At 35.7% G+C, this 20169-nt stretch carries 14 protein-coding genes and 4 tRNA genes; 3 read left to right on the plus strand and 15 right to left on the minus strand.

Annotated elements, in window-relative coordinates; genetic code table 11:
• Positions 1 to 43 precede the first annotated feature (43 nt).
• Positions 44 to 1273 (plus strand): DEAD/DEAH box helicase, encoded by a 1230-nt coding sequence (locus B0X80_RS12000; RefSeq protein WP_077340579.1) that lies wholly within the window; start codon positions 44 to 46, stop codon positions 1271 to 1273.
• 201 nt (positions 1274 to 1474) lie between these two features.
• Here B0X80_RS12000 and B0X80_RS12005 read toward each other — a convergent pair whose 3' ends face one another.
• From B0X80_RS12005 to B0X80_RS12015, 3 genes are all read right to left on the minus strand, one after another.
• Complete coding sequence (locus B0X80_RS12005; protein ID WP_077340581.1) at positions 1475 to 3439, minus strand: sulfatase family protein; 1965 nt, start codon at positions 3437 to 3439, stop codon at positions 1475 to 1477.
• 18 nt (positions 3440 to 3457) lie between these two features.
• Positions 3458 to 5257 carry an alpha-1,3-galactosidase-related protein gene (locus B0X80_RS12010; protein WP_077340583.1) on the minus strand — a complete coding sequence of 600 codons (1800 nt, stop codon included), beginning with the start codon at positions 5255 to 5257 and terminating at the stop codon, positions 3458 to 3460.
• A 118-nt stretch (positions 5258 to 5375) separates the two neighbouring features.
• Positions 5376 to 6977, minus strand: coding sequence for a sulfatase family protein (locus B0X80_RS12015; protein WP_077340585.1), 1602 nt, complete (start codon positions 6975 to 6977; stop codon positions 5376 to 5378).
• 823 nt (positions 6978 to 7800) lie between these two features.
• On the opposite strand from B0X80_RS12015, the gene B0X80_RS12020 reads away from it, so the two are divergent.
• Positions 7801 to 9198, plus strand: coding sequence for an MFS transporter (locus B0X80_RS12020; RefSeq protein ID WP_077340587.1), 1398 nt, complete (start codon positions 7801 to 7803; stop codon positions 9196 to 9198).
• Positions 9199 to 9708: 510 nt separating this feature from the next.
• Entirely contained in the window at positions 9709 to 12381 is a 2673-nt protein-coding gene (locus tag B0X80_RS12025) for a glycoside hydrolase family 2 TIM barrel-domain containing protein (protein ID WP_077340589.1), read from the plus strand.
• Positions 12382 to 12966: 585 nt separating this feature from the next.
• Here B0X80_RS12025 and B0X80_RS12030 read toward each other — a convergent pair.
• The 12 genes from B0X80_RS12030 to ybgC form a co-directional block, all read right to left on the minus strand.
• Positions 12967 to 13054, minus strand: a tRNA-Ser gene (locus B0X80_RS12030).
• A gap of 116 nt (positions 13055 to 13170) precedes the next feature.
• Positions 13171 to 14220: a quinolinate synthase NadA gene (nadA, locus tag B0X80_RS12035; protein WP_077340591.1), complete on the minus strand. Its 1050-nt coding sequence runs from the start codon at positions 14218 to 14220 to the stop codon at positions 13171 to 13173.
• 213 nt (positions 14221 to 14433) lie between these two features.
• A tRNA-Lys gene (locus tag B0X80_RS12040) sits at positions 14434 to 14509 on the minus strand.
• Positions 14510 to 14565: 56 nt separating this feature from the next.
• A tRNA-Lys gene (locus B0X80_RS12045) sits at positions 14566 to 14641 on the minus strand.
• A gap of 44 nt (positions 14642 to 14685) precedes the next feature.
• Positions 14686 to 14761: transfer RNA gene (locus tag B0X80_RS12050), tRNA-Lys, on the minus strand.
• 144 nt (positions 14762 to 14905) lie between these two features.
• Positions 14906 to 15688 carry a tol-pal system protein YbgF gene (gene ybgF, locus B0X80_RS12055; RefSeq protein WP_077340593.1) on the minus strand — a complete coding sequence of 261 codons (783 nt, stop codon included), beginning with the start codon at positions 15686 to 15688 and terminating at the stop codon, positions 14906 to 14908.
• 12 nt (positions 15689 to 15700) lie between these two features.
• Complete coding sequence (gene pal / locus B0X80_RS12060; protein WP_077340595.1) at positions 15701 to 16243, minus strand: peptidoglycan-associated lipoprotein Pal; 543 nt, start codon at positions 16241 to 16243, stop codon at positions 15701 to 15703.
• Between the two features lie 38 nt (positions 16244 to 16281).
• Positions 16282 to 17628 carry a Tol-Pal system beta propeller repeat protein TolB gene (gene tolB / locus B0X80_RS12065; protein ID WP_077340597.1) on the minus strand — a complete coding sequence of 449 codons (1347 nt, stop codon included), beginning with the start codon at positions 17626 to 17628 and terminating at the stop codon, positions 16282 to 16284.
• 34 nt (positions 17629 to 17662) lie between these two features.
• The gene (gene tolA / locus B0X80_RS12070; RefSeq protein WP_089024874.1) at positions 17663 to 18559 is read right to left on the minus strand and encodes a cell envelope integrity protein TolA; all 897 of its coding nucleotides are present in this window, start codon (positions 18557 to 18559) and stop codon (positions 17663 to 17665) included.
• A gap of 1 nt (position 18560) precedes the next feature.
• Positions 18561 to 18989, minus strand: coding sequence for a protein TolR (gene tolR, locus B0X80_RS12075; RefSeq protein ID WP_077340601.1), 429 nt, complete (start codon positions 18987 to 18989; stop codon positions 18561 to 18563).
• Between the two features lie 21 nt (positions 18990 to 19010).
• Positions 19011 to 19685, minus strand: coding sequence for a protein TolQ (gene tolQ / locus B0X80_RS12080; RefSeq protein ID WP_077340603.1), 675 nt, complete (start codon positions 19683 to 19685; stop codon positions 19011 to 19013).
• Positions 19675 to 20082, minus strand: a complete 408-nt coding sequence (ybgC, locus tag B0X80_RS12085) for a tol-pal system-associated acyl-CoA thioesterase (RefSeq protein WP_077340605.1) — start codon at positions 20080 to 20082, stop codon at positions 19675 to 19677. The genes tolQ and ybgC overlap by 11 nt, the downstream gene beginning before the upstream one ends.
• Between the last annotated feature and the right edge of the window lie 87 nt (positions 20083 to 20169).

The raw sequence follows: 20169 nt of genomic DNA on the forward strand, positions 1-20169 counted from the left end.
TCTGTTAGAATAGTCGGCTATTAATTAAAGAATCCCGAAACGCATGTCAGAATTTAAAGCATTTTCACTTTTACCGTCAATTATTGATCGCGTTACTCTTAAAGGTTATACGCAGCCCACACCGATCCAAAAAGAATGTATTCCTGCTCTTATTAGAGGCTTTGACCTTCTTGGTATCGCGCAAACGGGAACAGGAAAAACAGCGGCTTTTTCATTACCTATTATCAATAATTTTGGCCAAAATAAAATTGATATCAAAGCTAAGAGCACGCGTTCGCTCATACTAACGCCCACACGTGAACTTGCCTCGCAAATAATGCAAAACATTGATGACTATTCTGATGGCTTAGAGCTTAAAACCAAAGTGGTTTATGGTGGTGTAGGTAGACAAGCACAAGTTGACGCTATCGCACTAGGGCTTGATATTTTAGTGGCTACCCCCGGTAGATTATTAGATTTAATTGAAACGGGCGATATAAACTTTGAAGCATTAGAAGTATTTGTATTAGATGAAGCAGATACCATGCTTGATATGGGGTTCTTTAACGATGTTCAAAGCATCATATCTAAATTACCAAAGAAGCGGCAAACACTGTTATTTTCAGCAACTATGCCAGCGGAAATAGAGATACTTGCACAAACCATATTAACAGCTCCAACCAAAGTTCAAATTGCTGCGGAAACAGTGACTCTCGACTTAGTTAATCAAAGCGTATACCACCTTGATAAATCGAATAAAGTACCTTTACTCTTTAATATTCTAACAAAGCCTGAATATGAAAAAGTGCTGATCTTTTGTAAAACAAAATATGGCGCTGATATCATTGTTAAAGCACTAGAAAAAGAATCAATAACTGCCGCTAGCCTTCACAGTGGAAAAACACAAGCCGTTAGAGAAGAAGCCTTACAAAACTTTAAAGATTCTACGTTAAGAGTATTAGTTGCAACAGATGTAGCAGCTCGTGGTATTGATGTTGATAATATTACGTTAGTTATTAACTATAACCTTCCTGAAGACCCCAGAAACTATATACACCGTATTGGACGTACTGCTCGCGCAGGTAAAAATGGCAAGGCTATTTCGTTTGCGGTAGAAAATGATGTAAGGCAATTAACGAATATTGAAAGCAGCATAGGGAAAGCTATTCCTGTTGTTACAGAACAGCCTTTTCATAAAGAGTTTTCAAAAGCCCCTATACAAACTAAGAAAAAGAAAACGGTTAAAAAGTCAAATATAACCAGAACAAAAAGAAGCAGATCAAAGAAAAAATAAGTATCAATGTGCTTGGGTTGCTGAATCCCCTTAAAGCGTTCATTACTTTTAGGCATATTTCTAACGGCTTAATTTCGACAACTGACATATTCTCAATAAAAATAGATATAAAAAAGGCCCTACTGAATGTAGAGCCTTGTACTTATTATTTTAGAGTTTTTTTATTTAAAATACTCGTGTATATACCTAAAAACTATCAGTTTATTTTGTTTTTAAATAGCTAACTCTTGCATCAAACCAACTAAAAATAGTTCGTTGTCGCCAGTTTTCTGCTGGATCTTTTACGTTTTTACCTGGTTTTTTCCATTCTTTTCTAAATGGAATATCAAATGTTACACCCAGTGCATCGTGTAGCTGAGTTGCTATGTTTAACATTGTTAATATTTGCGCCGTATCAGATGTTTTTGCAATAACATTTTGTAAATCAGCTACGGGTGGTTTACCTGCATTAAGTGCTAAATATTGAATAGCGCGAGCGCGATTTAACATGTTGCTATCTGTTTGCTTTATTTTTTCAATTAACGGTAATAAAGCTTTAGCCTGTTCAGCAAAGGTAAGTGTACTATTTAATGCCCAATATCTCTGCCATTCGTTTGTTGAATTTAAGGCCTTTTTAAGCCCTTCTTCTGCTTTGCTATAAGGCATTAAACTCAAGTCAGCTGTTGCTATTAATGTTTTAATTTCATCTTTGCTTTGCTCACCAAAACCAATCACGTCTTCTTTGGCTTCTGTAGCTAAATGATATTCAGGATAAAAACCAAGATCTGGCATGCTTTGTAGTTGGTTTTGTAGGGTATGACGCATTTCTACTAAGGTGTTTTTAAATTCAGGTAATTGAGCTAAGTCTTTTGTTTCATAAAAGTCGTCTTCTACGTTATATAACGATTCAACCGCTTTTGTTTGAAAAAACTGGCTTTGAACGTCGTTTAGCTTTCCTGCTTCGTATAAATCTTTCCATTCTTTGTAAGCTGCTTGCTTGTAGCGATAACTTGCAAAGAGTCCGTCAGGGTTAAATGGTAGGTAATGACGTATGTATTTGTATTTACCTTTTCTGTAGCTTCTCACCATGTCGTATTTTTCGTCGAATCGGTCAGCAAAGGCAAAATGTGTATCGCGTTTATTCAGCTCTGGTAAGCTAAGATCTTTTGATAAAAATGGCTGTCCGTCTTGTAGCTCTGAACCTTGTAACCCCGCTAACTTGAGTAAGGTGGGAGCAAAATCGATAAAGTTCACTAAACCATCGACACGAGTTTCAGACTTACCTTGTAGGTCTTCATGAAGTAAATAACGGAAGTTTTTTGGAACACGTACAACAAGCGGTACATTTAAGCCACGTTCGTAGATAAAACCTTTACTACCAGGTAATACACCACCATGGTCACCAAAGTAAAATACAAAGGTATCTTCTAAAACACCTTCATCTTCAAGCTGTTTGATAATAACACCAATTTCTTCATCCATTTGTTGGTGTAAGTCTAAATAGCGTGCATGAGTGTATCTAAACAATTCTGTGTCTGGATGAATTGGCGCTAAAGCGACATTTTTAGGATCGTGCTTTGTTGGATGCTCTTTAACATCTGATGCTGGAAAGTGTAATTTGTGTTCATGTGTTGTTTTCCAGCTTTGCATATGAAAGAAAGGCTGGTTAGGTTTACGATTACGCCAATCGGCACCTTTTACTGAAGCACTCCAGTGTTTTTCAGGTTCAACAAAATTATAATCTTCTTTGTAGTTATTAGTAGTGAAATACCCTGCTTTAGTTAAATAATCGCTTATTGTGCTTAAACCCTCAGGTAAGTTGATATTTTGGTAAGGACGATGATATTCCATAGCCAATTTAGCTGGATATGCGCCTAAGGCTAAGGTAGTACGTGCTGTTGAACATACAGCTGCGTTAGATAACGCATTATTAAATACTAAGCCGTGTTCAGCTAAAGATTCAATGTTAGGCATTTCTGCCCCTTTTGGATTATATAACTTTAAGTAGTCTTTAGAGTTATCTTCAGACACTAACCACACAAAGTTAGGTTTTTTTTGCTCTACTTGTGTATTTGATTCTGCGTTTACGCTATTTTTTGTATAGCCACTAGCTGATACAAGCAAACAAGTGGTAAAGCCTGCTATAAGTAGTGGTAGTGCTTTGTTATTTTTTAATAAATGTTTCATGTTTTAATCTCAAATATTTTATTTTATTGAACCATCATTTTTTAATGTAGTTTCTGATTTTTTGTCTGCTTTAATGACTTGTTGATGTTCGCCAATGTATTGATTATTTTCTAATACAACATTACGGCTATTTACAAATTCAAATAAAGGTCGGTTAGGATGAAGTACCGGTTTATTAATGTTTTTCTTAATAATATTATTACGAATTTCTAAACCGTCTACGCGATCAGCCCAAATAATTCGGTGGCCAAAACTGTTTATTGTGTTGTTTTCGAAGCGTATATTTTGGTCGTATAGCTCGTCTTGATTAAAGTTTTTCCCAAGCCTTGGGGTTATATACATAACAGCATGTTCTGCACCTGCGTAGGCAACATAATCGAAGGTATTATTTCGAATAAGCACATCTTCAACTACGCCAGACTCAAACCAATAATAGGTTTCCCCACGAAATAAAATAGCTGACATCATGGAAGAAAAGTGATTATTTTCAATTACGGTTTTTAGTGGTGTTTTTAATACGATGTTTCTTGCTCTGTGGTTGCTTATACTGGTTCCACGCATAGTAAACGTTGGATTCCATGTTTTATTTTCAAGTAAGTCGTTTTCAACTAACTGTTTAGGTAATGGCTGCTCGAAGGTAATTTCAGTATACAATTCATTGATGACTTTGACTGATTTTACAATGTTGGTTGTTGCACGTTTTACACTAGGTTGATGGATGAACCACATTTCGTCGCCAACACCTGCAAACTCAAAACCGAGTTGTTCAAAATGGCCAAACTTTATTCTTACGGTGTGCTCATTTATCACTTTATCTACTAGCGTATAAGTGCCGTGTACATTGGTTCCATCGTCAAGCATATTTTCAAAACGACTATTTTCAATCAATATGTCGCCTTTACAATTAGCAAAATGTGTTGCGTCTGCCGTTGATGAAATAAGTCGTTGCGCGCCGTTACGAAGGTAAACCCCAGAATTTAATATTTTGATATTGTCTGTTCTTTCAAACAAAAAGCCCATACCTAATGCGTGATGAACAATCACATTGTTAAACACGACATTTTTGGAATTTTTAGTTTGAAAAGCTGGAGCATAACGATGCGTTTCACGATCGCCTTTAGAGCTGGTTAACGATCCTATTGGCGGGTAATGCTTAAGTTTTTCATAAATTCTGAGAACGCCATTACCTAAGTCATCAACTTTTTTGGGTGTACTTTTTAAATCAAAACCACCGTGGACAACACGTTTTTTTTCTTTTTCCCATGCTAAAGTCGAACCTAGGTATTCATAATTAAAACCGTCTACATCAGGAAAACGGATCTGATTTTTTTCAACTTTCCAAGTATGACTGCCCGTCCATGGTTTAACGTCGCGATAGCCTTTTTCTTTATTTATCGCAATAATTTCAGAGACAAAAGTAAATGGAATATCCCAATCAATAGTTAAGTTACTTACGTTAACTTTATTATTGTTATACAACTGAAAAGGTGCCATTTGACCATGAAAAATAAATTCAGCGTTGTTACCTTCAATTTCTACTGAATTAAAGTTTTCTAATGCAAACGCTATTTTTTTCATACCATTGCCATGATTAGTTATGGCTCGGTATTTACTTAAAGCGTAATCCGGTAAAAATTTGTAAGTACCTTTTTTGAAAACAATTTTCAGGTCTTTATCTACCACCTTTTCTAATGCGGCACGCACTATGGGGGTCATGTCTTCAGTTGTATGTTCAAAAATCAAGGTTTGTTTAGCATAAGCATTTACTGCGCTAAGCGCTAAAGCAGTTATGACAATAGTTATTATTTTAGTTTTCACTGCATCTCTCTGAATTATTTTTTAAAATAGTGAGTGATCATTTGTTAAAACAATTTTAATCACTTTTAAATGGAAGCAAGGGCAAATAATATGGATGTATTTGCCCTACTTGATTTACTTACTGATTTTTTACACGATATATATTTTCTAATTTTTCGTAATATGAGTTTTTAGGTTTTGGCATATAAGCAGGCCATTCAACTGGAGGATATACTTGATCGCCTCTTAGCTTCAACGTATCGGAGTTACGTTTTCGGTAGCTTTCACACTGTGCACTTACGCAATATTTACCCCACATATCGAGTACTTCTTTAATCGCTTTGTCTGATTCTGGATAAGCGCCTTTATCATCAGTTTCAGCAATCCAGTTGAGTAGAATTTGACGATGACGTTTTAATTCTGTTGCGTATTCAGGCAATAAAGCTAAATTATGAATTTGATGTGGATCAGAATCTAAGTCGTATAGCTCTTCTACTGGTTTAGTAGCTGAAAAATAAGCTGCTTGTGCAGGTGTTAGTTTACCTTGTTCAAATAAAGCATGAAATTCCATTGAAAAGTCTTTTTTATCGCGATACTGAGGTTGAGCGCTTGAAAGTTCAGGATGAAATTGTCTAATGTAGCGATACTTTTCAGTGCGAACAGTTCTTGAACGATCAAAAGTATGATCCATTCGATCTTTAGCAGAAATTAAAAATTCACGGCCTGTAAACTCATCTGAAAACAAGTTTTCTCCATCATAGTAATCTGGAGCGGTGATACCTGCCAGTGCTAAGCTGGTAGTTGGAATATCTAAACCGCTAACAAGTTCGTTACGGACTGCACCTTTTTTTCTAAGTGATTTGTTACCCGCTGGCCAGTTGATCACTAAAGGCACTTTTACGCCGTCTTCGTATAGCTCTTGTTTATGACGTAATAAGCCCATTCCGTGATCTGAAAACCAAAATATTGCGGTGTTTTCTAGTATATTGTTATCAGCTAATTCTTTAAGTATTTCAGCTAATTCTATATCAGACATAACTTGCGTTCGGTAATGTTTTGCCCATTCATAACGTGTTGCTGGTGTATCGGCATAATATGGAGGGAGTATCATTTTTGCCGGATCAACTTTAGGTACGCCTGCTTTGTCCATATGAGGAGTATTATGTTTAGCGCCTTTAAGTTGTATTTGCCCGAAAAATGGTTTGTTTTTTAATTGTTTAGCCCAATCAAATTTTTCACCATCGTGAGCCCCTTGAAAGCCAGCAAAACCTTTATGGGCATTGTACAACTTGCTTCTATCGTATTTAAAATTGTAGTCGTCTTTACCAATGTTAAATGTTTGATAACCGGCATCAATAAATAATTCAGGTACAGTTTTATAACCTTTAGGTAAAAACATACCGTTATAACTTGAACGATATGAGCGATGTTCGTGAACCCCTAATGTTGTTTGATATTGCCCAGTAATTAAGGCTGAACGTGTTGCTGAACAAACAGGAGCTGGCTGATTTGTATTCGTAAAACGAACGCCCGTGTCTGCAAACTGTTTTACGTTAGGTGTTGATACGGTGTAATCACCCCACGCGTTATTCCAAGCGTTTTGATCTTCTATGTAAATCCATAAAATATTTGGGCGCGCTTTATTGACTTGCGGATTTTGCTGTTGAGTTTGAGCTGCGTCTTTATTCACACACGCTGTTAAGCAGATAAGTGCAACACAACCTATAATTTTTGACCACATTTTATTTACCTTAAAATAATAATGCACAGTCTAGCTAAACGAGACTATGCCAAACGAATTAACTTTTTAATTAATCAAAATTTTAACGATCGATACCTGAACATGAACGACTTTCATCCATTAACACACTCTATTTTTAACAAGATCAGGATGTTGCTCCGTTAGGTTATGTTGTTCGCAAAGGTCAGTTGATAAGTCTTAATGTTCAACAACCTCTTTATAGCCTTTTACTCGATTACTTTTAAATAAACGTCTTATTTTCCATCTATCATGGCTTGAGGCAATTGCTTACCTTGTGGAAATTCTCAATATAAGTAATCATGCAACGTTGGTATAGCCAACACTAATTGATTAAACTTTATATTAAACATACATGTATATTATTTGATCAAAAGTACTTCAAGAGAGCTTTTTATTTCCTTATCTTTTTCGATAATAGATCAAAAACAAAAAAGGAAAGCGCTATCCTTATTAAGTTAAACTTATTTAAAAAAAGTGTCAATTAAATACTTTAAGCTAAATGTAAGGAAAAATAACAAGTAGTAATCAATGCCATCTTAAAAGAATTTTAAAGCTTAATTTAATAAAAATAATTTTTTGGCAATGTAATATTGGTTATCACAAAAATAATAGCGCTCGCCTATTACATAAAAACATCCGTAAAATTAAAGATATTAAATCTTTAAAATTTTGAAAAAATTGGTATAAATTAATATTTGTGTTAATTTAATTAACAGCTATATTTATCCCCCCAAAAATTAAGAAAACACTCTTTTTATGATTATATTGCGCTACCCTAACGTACGCTAAGATACAATAGAATATGGTTCAATCTGATCTAAACTCTACACATCAAAACGTACTACTCAAACAAAAAATTTTATTGGGTATAGGTTTTCTTGGGATATTTTTCTCTCACCAAGGGATTGGTATTTTAGCTATTCCTTATTATCAAATGACACTAGGTGTCGATCCTTTCTTTTTAGCTTTAGCCATGAAAATTCCAGTATTTATAGCTAGCTTCATTGCCCCTTTAATTGGCCATTGGTCTGATAAATTAGATACCCCTTGGGGAAGACGGCGACCATTTTTATTTGTGTTTCCTTGGTTATCTTGTGTGGTATTTGGCTTTATCTGGATGGTACCTACACATTGGAATGAAAGTCAGCAGCTTTATTATTTTGTTGTAATGGCCTTATTGTTCAACTTATTTGCTGCCTGCTGGACATTACCTATGAAATGTTTAGCTTATGAAGCTTCAGTTGATTATCACGAACGAACCCGCGTAATGGCGTTTGTGACTTATTTCCTTAAATTTGGCGGTATAACTTACCACTGGATTTTTCCATTAGCTAAATTAAGTATATTTGGCGGTATCGTTATCGGTATGAAATTTGTTGGCTGGGGAGTCGCTTTAATTGGTTTAGGTTTATTTGGCATGTTACCCGCCCTATTTTTAAAAGAAAGACACTTTGAAAAAACAAAAGTAGAAAAAAAACAGCCTTTATTTGCAAGTTTAAAAGCCATAGTAAAAAACAAAAACATGAAAATTTTACTCGGTTTAATTGCTATACAACTAACTTTAGGCAGCTTTGGCGCCAGTATGGATTACTACGTTTTAGTTTATTATATGAACGGTGGTGATGTGGGAGCAGGAGCTACATCTAAAGGGATACTATCAACCTCTTATGCTTTAGCTGGGGTTATTGCTATATATGTTTTAACCACACTCTCCGCGCGTATTGGAAAAATAAACACAATGAAATGGGCCTACCGTATTACCTTGGTTGGCGGTGTCGCTAAATGGTTTATTTATCAACCGGGTAACGACTGGTTCTTAATTTTAGATGCTATTTTATGTTGTGCCATATGGCCTTGTATGGGGGTAATTGTTTCTTCTATGATTGCTGACCAAATAGATGCCGATCAAGCAGAACATAATGTACGACGTGAAGGACTTTTTGCTTCGTTACAATATTGGATTATTGCTATTTCTGGCTCAATTGCTTTTATCAGCTCTGGCTTGATGTTAAACCTGATAGGCTTTGATGCGTTACAAGGTGGTGAACAAACAGAAAATTCCATTTTAATGATGAGGATACTTTTAGTAGGAGGTACTTTAGTTTCAGCGGCTATTGGTTATTTACTTCTTAGGCAATACGACCTTGACGAAGAAAAGTTTAGCGAATTAAAGCAACGCTTAACAACTAAAAGAAAATAAATCAGCCATAATAAAGCGGCTTAAACTCTCCTTACATTTAACTAAATATTTTACTTATACCCTTTATCATTCAAGATGCAGGTTTCAGTGGGAACTAAAAACAATTTAGGCACAGATTTTACGTTCCAAACAAAATCTAAGATCTACATCCCATGTATGCAAGGCATTAAGTTTACGTCATAGTTATTCTCGGTAACTACTCCTGCGTTACCCTAATGTCCTACATCCGTATAGTAACCTGACTAAAGTTAATAACGCGGCATAAATTGTTTTTAGACCCATCGAAGAAGCGTTTGAGCAAAATCACTTCATCAACAATGTTTTTTATAAGGGAGCGACCATTATTACAAATCATTGCCTTGAATTGATATCGCTCAAGCGCTCTGAAATAGCCTCTTGATTGGTAACGGGTATATAGACAAAAAATTAATATAAGAAGAACTTATATTGACATTTTTTTTCACACTTGCTCTATACAATAGATGACCCACTTCTTTATTGTATAAAATTATGATCTACCGTTTATTGCTTTCTGTAATATTGATATGCCTCACATCGAGTTGTATTGGATTAAATAATACCGCATCACTAGCCACCAACTTTCAAGTTAAAATAATTAACCATCAAGGTCTACCTATAGCTCATGTCGAAGCTAAATGGTTAAATACAAATCACCATGTAAAAAGTGATTTACATGGTGATATACAGTTAACACTTCACAAAGATACTAAATACTTAATCCTTCAAGCTGCGGGATACGATATTAAAAAAATACACATTAGTGATATAAAACAGAATACAATTGTTATGAATCATCCTAATGAACAATTTACGGAAAAGCGAAAGAAAGAGCTTTTTGATTTTAATTGGAAATTTAATAAAGGGGATGGAGAATTCTCTACTCCCAATTACAACGATACGTTGTGGCGAAAAATCAATCTGCCTCATGATTTTAGTATCGAAAGTGATTTTGATTTGCAAGCCACAGAAAAACATAGTTATTTACCTGGTGGTATTGGCTGGTATCGAAAAGAATTCACTTTGCCTGAAACAGACAAAAACAAAACAATTCAAATACAATTTGACGGAATCTATTTAAATGCAAAAATATGGCTTAATGGTCAACTTATAGGGCAACAACGAGAAGGCTACACAAGTCGTTACTTTGATTTAACTTCTCACATTAATTTCGGAGAACAAAATATTCTCGCGGTAAGGGTTAATAACGACACTTCAAAGGGCCCTAATAGCCGATGGTACACAGGTTCAGGTATTTATCGACATACTTGGTTAATAAAAACAAATAAATTAAGAGTTAAAAACTGGGGAACCTTCATTACAACCCCTGTAGTTAATAAGCAGGAAGCTACGGTAAATATAGAAACTACTATTATTAATGAACATAAAACAGATCAAAACTTCATATTAAAAACATTAATCAAAACAGCAGAAGGAGATGTGGTAGCAACAGTAAATAGTTCAGTGTTAGTTAACGGAAAATCATCAACCCCAATCAAACAAAACCTAGCTATAAAATCTCCTGAAACATGGTCAATTGAGTCTCCTACACTCTATTATGCACAATCAAAAATCATCCAAAACAACGAACTGGTAGACGATTATATAAGCTCTTTTGGAGCGCGTACTATTAATTTTAGCCATGAAAAAGGGTTCACGCTAAATGGTATAACCACAAAAATTAAAGGTGTATGTGTTCACCATGACGGTGGTTTGGCGCTTGGTGCAGCGGTTCCTGAAGCCGTATGGGAACGTAGATTAAGAAAGCTCAAATCTATAGGTGTCAATGCAATTCGTACCGCTCATAATCCAATGGCTCCTGAATATATGGATATGTTAGATCGTATGGGCTTTTTAGTTATGCACGAATTTACTGATAAATGGGAAGCTCCTTACAATCCATTTCATATTAAAGACTGGCAACAAGACTTTGCTGCAACGATTGATCAACATAGGAACCACCCATCGGTTATTATTTATAGTGTAGGAAACGAACATGGTGATGCAGGAGATAAAGCAGTTCAAAAACATCTAGCTACACTAACTGATTTTGTGCGTAAAAAAGATCCAAGCCGTCTTGTTACTTCAGCTCTTGAACGGGGTAAAGACGGTAATCTTGATATCAGAACTGACGATTTACTGGCTGCAGCAAAACACCAAGATGTTTTTGGTATGAATTATGGTGAACAGTGGTATAGCGAACTTGAAGCAAAAAACAATAATCTAGTATTTATTGGTACAGAAAGTTATCGTTATTACATGAGTACACAAACTAAACGTAATGCATTTATCGAAAATAACCAATGGTTATACTATCTAAATAAACCATATATGACAGGATCATTTATCTGGGCCGGTATTAGCTATATGGGAGAAACAGATATAGCGACCGATTTAGGACTATTAGATACCAGCGGGTTTAGCACCCCTAGTGCACTATTATACGAAAGCATGTGGTCGGATAAACCTGTTGTTAATATTGCTGTATACAAACAAGATCCTGATGAACATGGTTTAGATACTTCAACAAAGAAACGAACTGGTATCGACCGGTTTCCACAATGGAAATATCCTAACTTAGTTATAAGTTGGGATCATCATGAAAAAGAATCCGTTGATATAGTTACTTATGCTAATACTGAAATAGTAGAGTTGTATGTAAACGATACATTTATTGGCCGTCAACGTACTCTTGATGTTCCTAACCGTATAATGAAATGGAGAAACGTGCCTTGGTATCCAGGCGAAGTAAAAGCGGTAGGGATCAGCGGTGGAAAAATCATTGCAGAACAAAAAATCACCTCAACATCAGAACCTAAAAAAATACATTTAACTACTGATAAATTGTATTTAAGCTCAAATCAACAAGATGTAGCACAAATAGAAGTGCAAGTAACTGATAAAGAAGGTAATAAAGTACCACATGCACAAAACCTGCTATATTTTAGTGTTAAAGGCAAAGGTAAAATGCTTGGAGTTAGTAACGGTAACGGCTCTTCAAAAAATATGGATGTTCAGTTGCCCGTATATGAAAAAAACAAAGAATATGCATTTGAAGGACGCTTATTAGCAATATTACAAGCAAACGATACACCAGGAGAAATAACACTAACCGTAACAGGAAAAAATCTAGAGCCAGCCACGATCCAAATTTTCACACGTTAAAGTTTAATCAAATTTCAAGTTTACTGGCTTGTTCTATTGGCCAGTAAATTTCTATTACCTCAGTTTCATTAATTAATATATACCCGTTATCAATCAAGAGGCTATTTCAGAGCGCTTGAATGGTTATGGGTATATACCCGTTATCATTCAATATGCAGGTTTCAGTGGGAACTAAAAACAATTTAGGCACAGATTTTACGTTCCAAACAAAATCTAAGGTCTACATCCCATGTATGCAAGGCATTAAGTTTACGCCATGGTTATTCTCGGTAACAGCTCCTGCGTTACCCTAATGTTCTACATCCGTGTAGAAACCTGACTAAAGTTAATAACGAAGCATAAATTGTTTTTAGACCCATCGAAGAAGCGCTTGAGCAAAATCACTTCTGCGTTAATGCTTTTTATAAGGGAACGACCATTATTACAAAGTATTGCCTTGAATTGATATCGCTCAAGCGCTCTGAAATACGCATATTGATTGGTGACGGGTATAGTTGGTTTTTTAAGAGGGATTTAATAAATTATATAGTAAGAGTAAATATAAGAAGAGTGCTGACCATAACAGCTATTAAGAAAATTAAAATATGGCGGTGAGGGAGGGATTTGAACCCTCGAAGGCTTGCGCCTTACACACTTTCCAGGCGTGCTCCTTCGGCCACTCGGACACCTCACCATTTGAAAACTTGTTTTACTATTTATTGCTCTGGAAAAAGCAGCGCTATGGTAGGGAAATTAACAACATAACGCAACTACTAAGTGTTTTTATCCTATTATTTATCAATAAAACACTTAATTTCGACTAGCGGCTAATTCTGCATTAAAATTTAACATTCGATTTAAAGACTTTAATGCCCCTTCACGTAAAGACATATCGACAAAAATTTCTTTACCTGAAGAATCTTCTAGAGCTTCTTGTATTGCTTTAAGGCCATTCATTGCCATCCAAGGACAATGTGCACAGCTTCTACAAGTAGCGCCTTCACCCGCTGTTGGCGCTTCAAAAAACTCTTTATCAGGACATAACTGTTGCATTTTATAAAAAATACCGCGGTCGGTTGCCACAATAAACTTATTATTAGGTAAATCTTGAGCGGCTTTAATCAATTGGCTTGTAGATCCTACAGCATCAGCTAAATCTATAATATCAGCAGGTGATTCAGGATGAACTAATATTGCAGCATCAGGATGAAGTGATTTCATATCACTTAGTGCTTTCTTTTTAAATTCGTCATGAACAATACAGGCTCCTTGCCACATCAACATATCGGCACCGGTTTGCTTTTGTATATAAGCTCCCAAATGACGGTCTGGGCCCCATAAAATCTTTTCGCCTAGTGAGTCTAGGTGTTCAACAATTTCTAGCGCACATGAAGACGTGACAATCCAATCTGCTCTCGCCTTAACTGCTGTAGAAGTATTAGCGTAAACCACAACAGTTCTATCAGGGTTAGCATCACAAAATGCGTTAAATTCTTTTATTGGGCAGCCTAAATCTAAAGAACATGTAGCTTCCAGATCAGGCATAACAACTGTTTTATTAGGTGTTAATACTTTTGCTGTTTCCCCCATAAATTTAACCCCTGCAACAATCAATGTTGTTGCAGAATGATTATTACCAAAGCGAGCCATTTCAAGCGAGTCTGCTACACAGCCACCTGTTTCTTCAGCTAATGCTTGAATTTCAGGGTCCGTATAATAGTGAGCAATAAGTACAGCATTTTTTTCAATCAATAATTGTTTAATTCGATCTTTATACTCTACTTTTTCATTAGGTGATAAAGGTAAAGGTTTCGCAGGAAACTGAAAATCAAACTCTACAGCTAAATTAGATTGTGACATGAATATTCTCGAATTGATGATTGAATTTAACGCTGAAATTATACGGTAATATTATTGTAATGTGTATAACGCGTTTAATTATCTTATAGTATTAGATTCTATAGCTTGACCATTTTCATAAGCGATGAGATATAGATAAGTAATTAAAATGTAATAGTTGAATAGATATGGAAGGTTGTATTTGGAAGTATATATTTGAAATAAGAAAAGAATTGGTCGGTCGTGAAGGATTTGAACCTTCGACAAATTGGTTAAAAGCCAACTGCTCTACCAACTGAGCTAACGACCGATTTAAAACTCCCAAATGAATATATTCACGATCTAATACTTTAAGTAAAGAGAAAGTGGTCGGTCGTGAAGGATTTGAACCTTCGACAAATTGGTTAAAAGCCAACTGCTCTACCAACTGAGCTAACGACCGAGATATATTCTACAAATGCCAACCACATACCTTGGTAAAGTAAGTGGTCGGTCGTGAAGGATTTGAACCTTCGACAAATTGGTTAAAAGCCAACTGCTCTACCAACTGAGCTAACGACCGACATTTGTTTGCGTCACACTACTCGTCTGACGCGCCGCATATAATACTCATAATTTCTTTTAGTGCAACAACAAATTTAATTTTTTTCAACATATACGTTTGTTTGCATAAAAAGAAAGCAAAAAGGATAAGGAACCAGCAACTTTATGGCAAGTTAGCCAATCTTGGTTTAGCTAATTTCGCTGCACTAGATGTTGGGTACTTAGCAATAAGTTCTTTCAATAAGTTTTTAGCCCTTGTCATATTGTTTAATTTTTCTTCAACAATAGACAATTTAAGAATAGAATCACTTCTTTTTGGCGAATCTTGAAATTGATTATAAACAATTTCAAATTCAGTTTTAGCTGCGGCTAAATCATTTTTATTAAAAAGTAACTGCCCTAACCAATAATGAGCATTGGCCGCATAAGCAGAATTAGGAAACTTTAAATTAAATGCTTTAAATTCTGGAATAGCTTCTTCATAACGCCTTTCTTTCAATACTAGATTGACTGCCCTATCATAGGCTTCATTTTCTGGTACGTCTGAACTATAAACAACGTCGTTAACATTAGACGCATTGTAAGTTGGCGTAGCTACTGGTGCTGGAGTGGTTAATGCTTGCGACACTCGTCTATCAAGCTCTTGATATAGTTCGCGTTGGCGCTCTAATACCTGACTTAATTGATGGGTATGCAGCTCTGTAACACCACGTAATTCATTCAGTTCATTTTGTAAATCATCTAATTGCCTTTGAACATTAACTTGAGCTTTATTACGAGCATCCATTTTTTGCTCTAGGCTATCAATTCGTTCAGAAATACTTTTAGATGACGAGTTTGAACTACTATGCTGGCTGATATCTACAACTGGAGCTGGCTCCGCTGCCAGCACACAAGATGTGCTAACAGACAGAATCATTCCAAATAAAACTTTATTCAGTTTCATTTACATTCCTGATTAGTAAACTAATACTGCACGACGGTTTTTAGCAAAAGCACTTTCACTACGATCTTTAACCATCGGCTTCTCTTCACCATAACTAACGATAGAAATTTGAGAAGAAGAAACACCCATATTTTCTAAATAAGTTACAACAGCTTTAGCTCTACGCTCGCCTAATGCAATGTTGTATTCTGGAGTACCACGCTCATCAGCATGCCCCTCAACCAATACGCTTACGTTAGAGTTTTCAGTTAAAAATTTAGCATGAGCATCTAAAACTGATGCAAACTGGCTGTTTAATGTAGACGTGTCAAAATCAAAATAAACGATATGCTCAGAACGTAACGCTTCAAGTTGTTGACGTTTTTGTTCTGCAATTTCAGCTTCACGTTGTGCAGCTGTTACTTGAACATTGTCAGTTTGTGTGTCGGTAGATACTTGTGTGTTTGTATCTACTTGGCTTTGTCCTTCAGTTTCGTCAGAAGTAGAGCTACATGCAGCTAATGCTAACATGGGTAATGCAACAGCAAGAGCTTTAACAGTTTGATTCAAGCGCATTTTATTATTCCTTATGTTTCAATAAATTTACTTTTGTTTTATAAAAAAGGTGACCATGCGGGAGCTTTTACTTCCCCATTTTTAACAGGCAATCTAGCTTTAAATCGCCCATCAACAGATACTAAACTTAATACCTGTCTGTTGTTATGTAAGGTACTGTATATAATCATCCCGCCGTTAGGTGCAACACTAGGAGATTCATCTAAACGAGTTGTCGTTAATACTTGGAAAACATTAGAATTAAGTTCTTGCTTTGCCAAATGGTACTGACCTCTTGTTCTATTAACCATAATCAACTGACGACCATCGGGCGTTAACGAACCACCAAGATTCATTTCGCCATCAAATGTAAGACGTCTTTTTTTACCGTCGACTAAATTTACGCGATAAAGCTGAGCTTTTCCACCCCGTTCTGAACTAAATATCAATGAATTACCATCAGGTGACCAACTTGGCTCAGTATCTATAGCTCTATGACGAGTAATTCGGCGTAACTTTTTACTTGCAATGTCCATTACGTAAATCTCTGGATTACCATCTTTAGATAACACCATGGCAAGTTGTTTACCGTTAGGCGACCATTTAGGCGCACTATTGATACCTTTGTAAGATGTCAACATTTTGCGTTGACCGCTGTAAATGTCAATACTAAATATTTGCGCTTGATGATTTTCAAACGTTACATAAGCTAACTGGCTACCATTTGGGCTCCAGCTAGGTGACATTAATGGTTCTTTTGAACTTAATAGAACATGTTCATTAAAACCATCGTAATCAGCTATAACTAATTGATACGGATAATTACCCGTATCTCTAACAATGACATAAGCAATTTTAGTTAAAAATGCTCCTCGAGTTCCTGTTAACTTTTCATAAACGACATTACTGATGGTGTGAGCATAGCGTCTAAATTGACTTCCAGTAATTTCAGCTGATTTATCAACATAAATGTGGTCAGTCGCTTTGACAAGCTGTCCGTTACTCATCATTTGTGTTTTACCACCCGTAATTTGGCCTCTAATAACATCAACAAGCTGATATTTAATTAGATATCGGCCAACAGACACTTCACTAACTTCACCAACTAATACGGCTTCTACACCTTTATTAGCCCATGAGGAATAGTCTATTTGGTGAACTGAGTTAGGTCTTTGCGGAAATGAAGCAGCTGAAATAGGGTTAAATTTACCGCTTCGGCGAAGATCGTTGCTGATCACACTAGATAAGCTTTCAGGCATTACCCCAGAACCATTCCATTTAAATGGAAGCACTGCGATAGGCCTTGCACTATCGACCCCTTCTGTTATTACAATTTCTAAAGCGGCAAATGCTTTAGGTGTAAGGCATAAAATAACTAACGCGATAAATATATTAAGTTTTTTCATATGAATATTTTATAATCTACCTAGTAAATAATGGTTAAAATTCCGGAACTACCGTTAAGCTAATGGTTCTCATCTCTTTAAAAACTTCAGGGTCTTTAGAAACAGGTAAAGTACCCGCTTTATATATAGCTGTTTTAGCTGCCGCACAAACCGTCGGATTACCTTGGCCTAATTGAACATTAGTCACAAAACCTGATGGTGCTAGACTTATAGTTAATTTACAAGACTTTCCTTCCATTGTACTTCTATCTGTAATTAAGTTTCGGATTATCGTTTGTTTAATTAAAGCAGTATAACGACCTATTTCCGTCATGACTTGTTGTCTTCTGGCTTTTTGTCGTGATGCCATTTCTGAAGCCATTTGCTCTGCCAACAATTTATCTTGTCGTTCACGTTCTTTAGCTAGCTGCTCTTGACGTTTTTTCTCTGCTGCTCTTTTCTTTCTTAAGTCTTCTGCTTTTTTAGCTTCAGCTTGTTCTTTTAAACGTTTTGCTTTTGCGTCAGCTGCCGCTTTTTCTGCTTTTTGCTTTTCAGCTACTTTTTTCTTACGTTCTTTTTCTGCTGCAGCGGCTTTAGCCTTAGATTTTTTAGCTTCAGAATCTGCCTTTTTCTTTTCTAGTTCTTTTTTCTTACGTTGCTTCTCTAAATCTTTAATGCGTTGCTCTTCTTTAGCTCGGTTCTTTTTAGCTGAAGCAACTTGTTGTTCAAGTTCTTTTAATTTACGTGCATCATCAGCCTTTTGTTGCTTAATTTTTTTAACTTGTTCTTCCACTTTACTTTTATCAACAGCAACAGCTTGAATAGGCTCCATGGGTGCAGGAGTGGGAGTAGGTTTCGGCTCTGAAGTAAAATCACCTAAAAATAAGAAAATAGCTAATACTAAATGTAGAGTCACACTCAAGAGTAATGCAATAGAAAACTTTTTATCCACGTTATTTTTTCTCCTCAGAGTCAGTCATAAGACCAACCGAAGGCACACCAGCTTTCTTTTGTAATAAAACCATTAATTGAATAACAGCATCATAAGAAACTGCGCCATCGCCATTAACAACTACAGGAGTACCTGGCTCGACTTCTAAATGTGCAGCAACTAACGTAGCAACTTCTTCTGCTGACATAGGTTCATTTTTACTTGTTCCTACCGCTAAATAATACTTTCCATCAGCATCGACTGAGGCAACTAAAGGTACTTTACTATCTTTATCTAGTGGCTCTGAATCAGCTTTGGGTAAGTCAACTTTTACCCCCTGAGTAATTAAAGGTGCTGTAACCATAAAAATAATAAGCAATACCAACATTACATCGATATATGGAACAACATTTATATCAGCAACTTTACGACGTCTAGCTCTTTTATACATAAGGTAAACCTATTAACTCAATTATTCTGACGTTGCTTGACGTTGTAAAATACTCGAAAACTCATCCATAAAATTACCGTAACTATTCTCTAGTTTCTCAACTTGGTGACTAAAACGGTTAAATGCCATTACAGCAGGAATAGCAGCAAACAACCCCATTGCTGTTGCAACGAGAGCCTCAGCAATACCAGGAGCAACTTGTGCTAACGTGGCATTTTCTGCAGTTCCTAAAGCAATAAATGAGTTCATTATGCCCCATACCGTACCAAACAAACCGATATAAGGACTAATAGAACCAACAGTTGCCATAAAAGGTAAACTTTTTTCTAAACCGTCAACTTCTCTAGACATAGCAACACGCATTGCTCGGTATGTTCCGTCAACAATCGCATTAGAAGAAGTGATGTTACTTTTTCTTAATTTTGCAAACTCTTTAAAACCAGCAACAAATAAGCTTTCTATACCTGTTACCTTACTACGTGCTGAAATTTCATTGAACAATTTACTTAGATCTGCTCCACTCCAGAATTTATCTTCAAAAACTTTTAATTGAGTTTGCGCCTCTTTTAAAATTTTTATACGTTGAAAGATCATTGCCCAACATGCAACTGAGAATCCGAGTAAAATCAACATAACTGACTTTACTAATAAACTCGCTTGTAAAAATAGATCTAAAATAGAAATTTCAGCTGACACTTTTAAGGGCTCCTAATATGCTTTCGGGGATAGAACACGGTTTAGCTAATAGTAAATTAACACAAGCAATACGAATTTTAGCAGTACATATGACTTGTTGATTTTTCATTATTTTTTGTTGAAAAATCAAACTAGCTCGTTTAATTTCACTAATTTCAGAAACAACAACAAGTGCATCATCAAGTTTTGCAGAAGCAAGGTTATCCATTTCAACCTTTCTGACTACAAATCCTAAATTTTGTTCTAAAAAAAATGATTGATGTATATTTAATTTTCTTAACCACTCTGTTCGTGCCCGCTCAAAAAACTTCAAATAGTTTGCGTAATACACTATGCCACCTGCGTCAGTGTCTTCATAATAAACGCGTATTTCAAATTGATCTTTGGTCTCTAACATTAAAAACAGTCACTTGTGTATAACATTTACGGCTAGGTTAATAAATTTATGGTTATACTAATAGATAACCCCTTTAAACAACAAGCG

It is taken from the genome of Pseudocolwellia agarivorans, assembly GCF_002000085.1.
GTDB lineage: Bacteria > Pseudomonadota > Gammaproteobacteria > Enterobacterales > Alteromonadaceae > Pseudocolwellia > Pseudocolwellia agarivorans.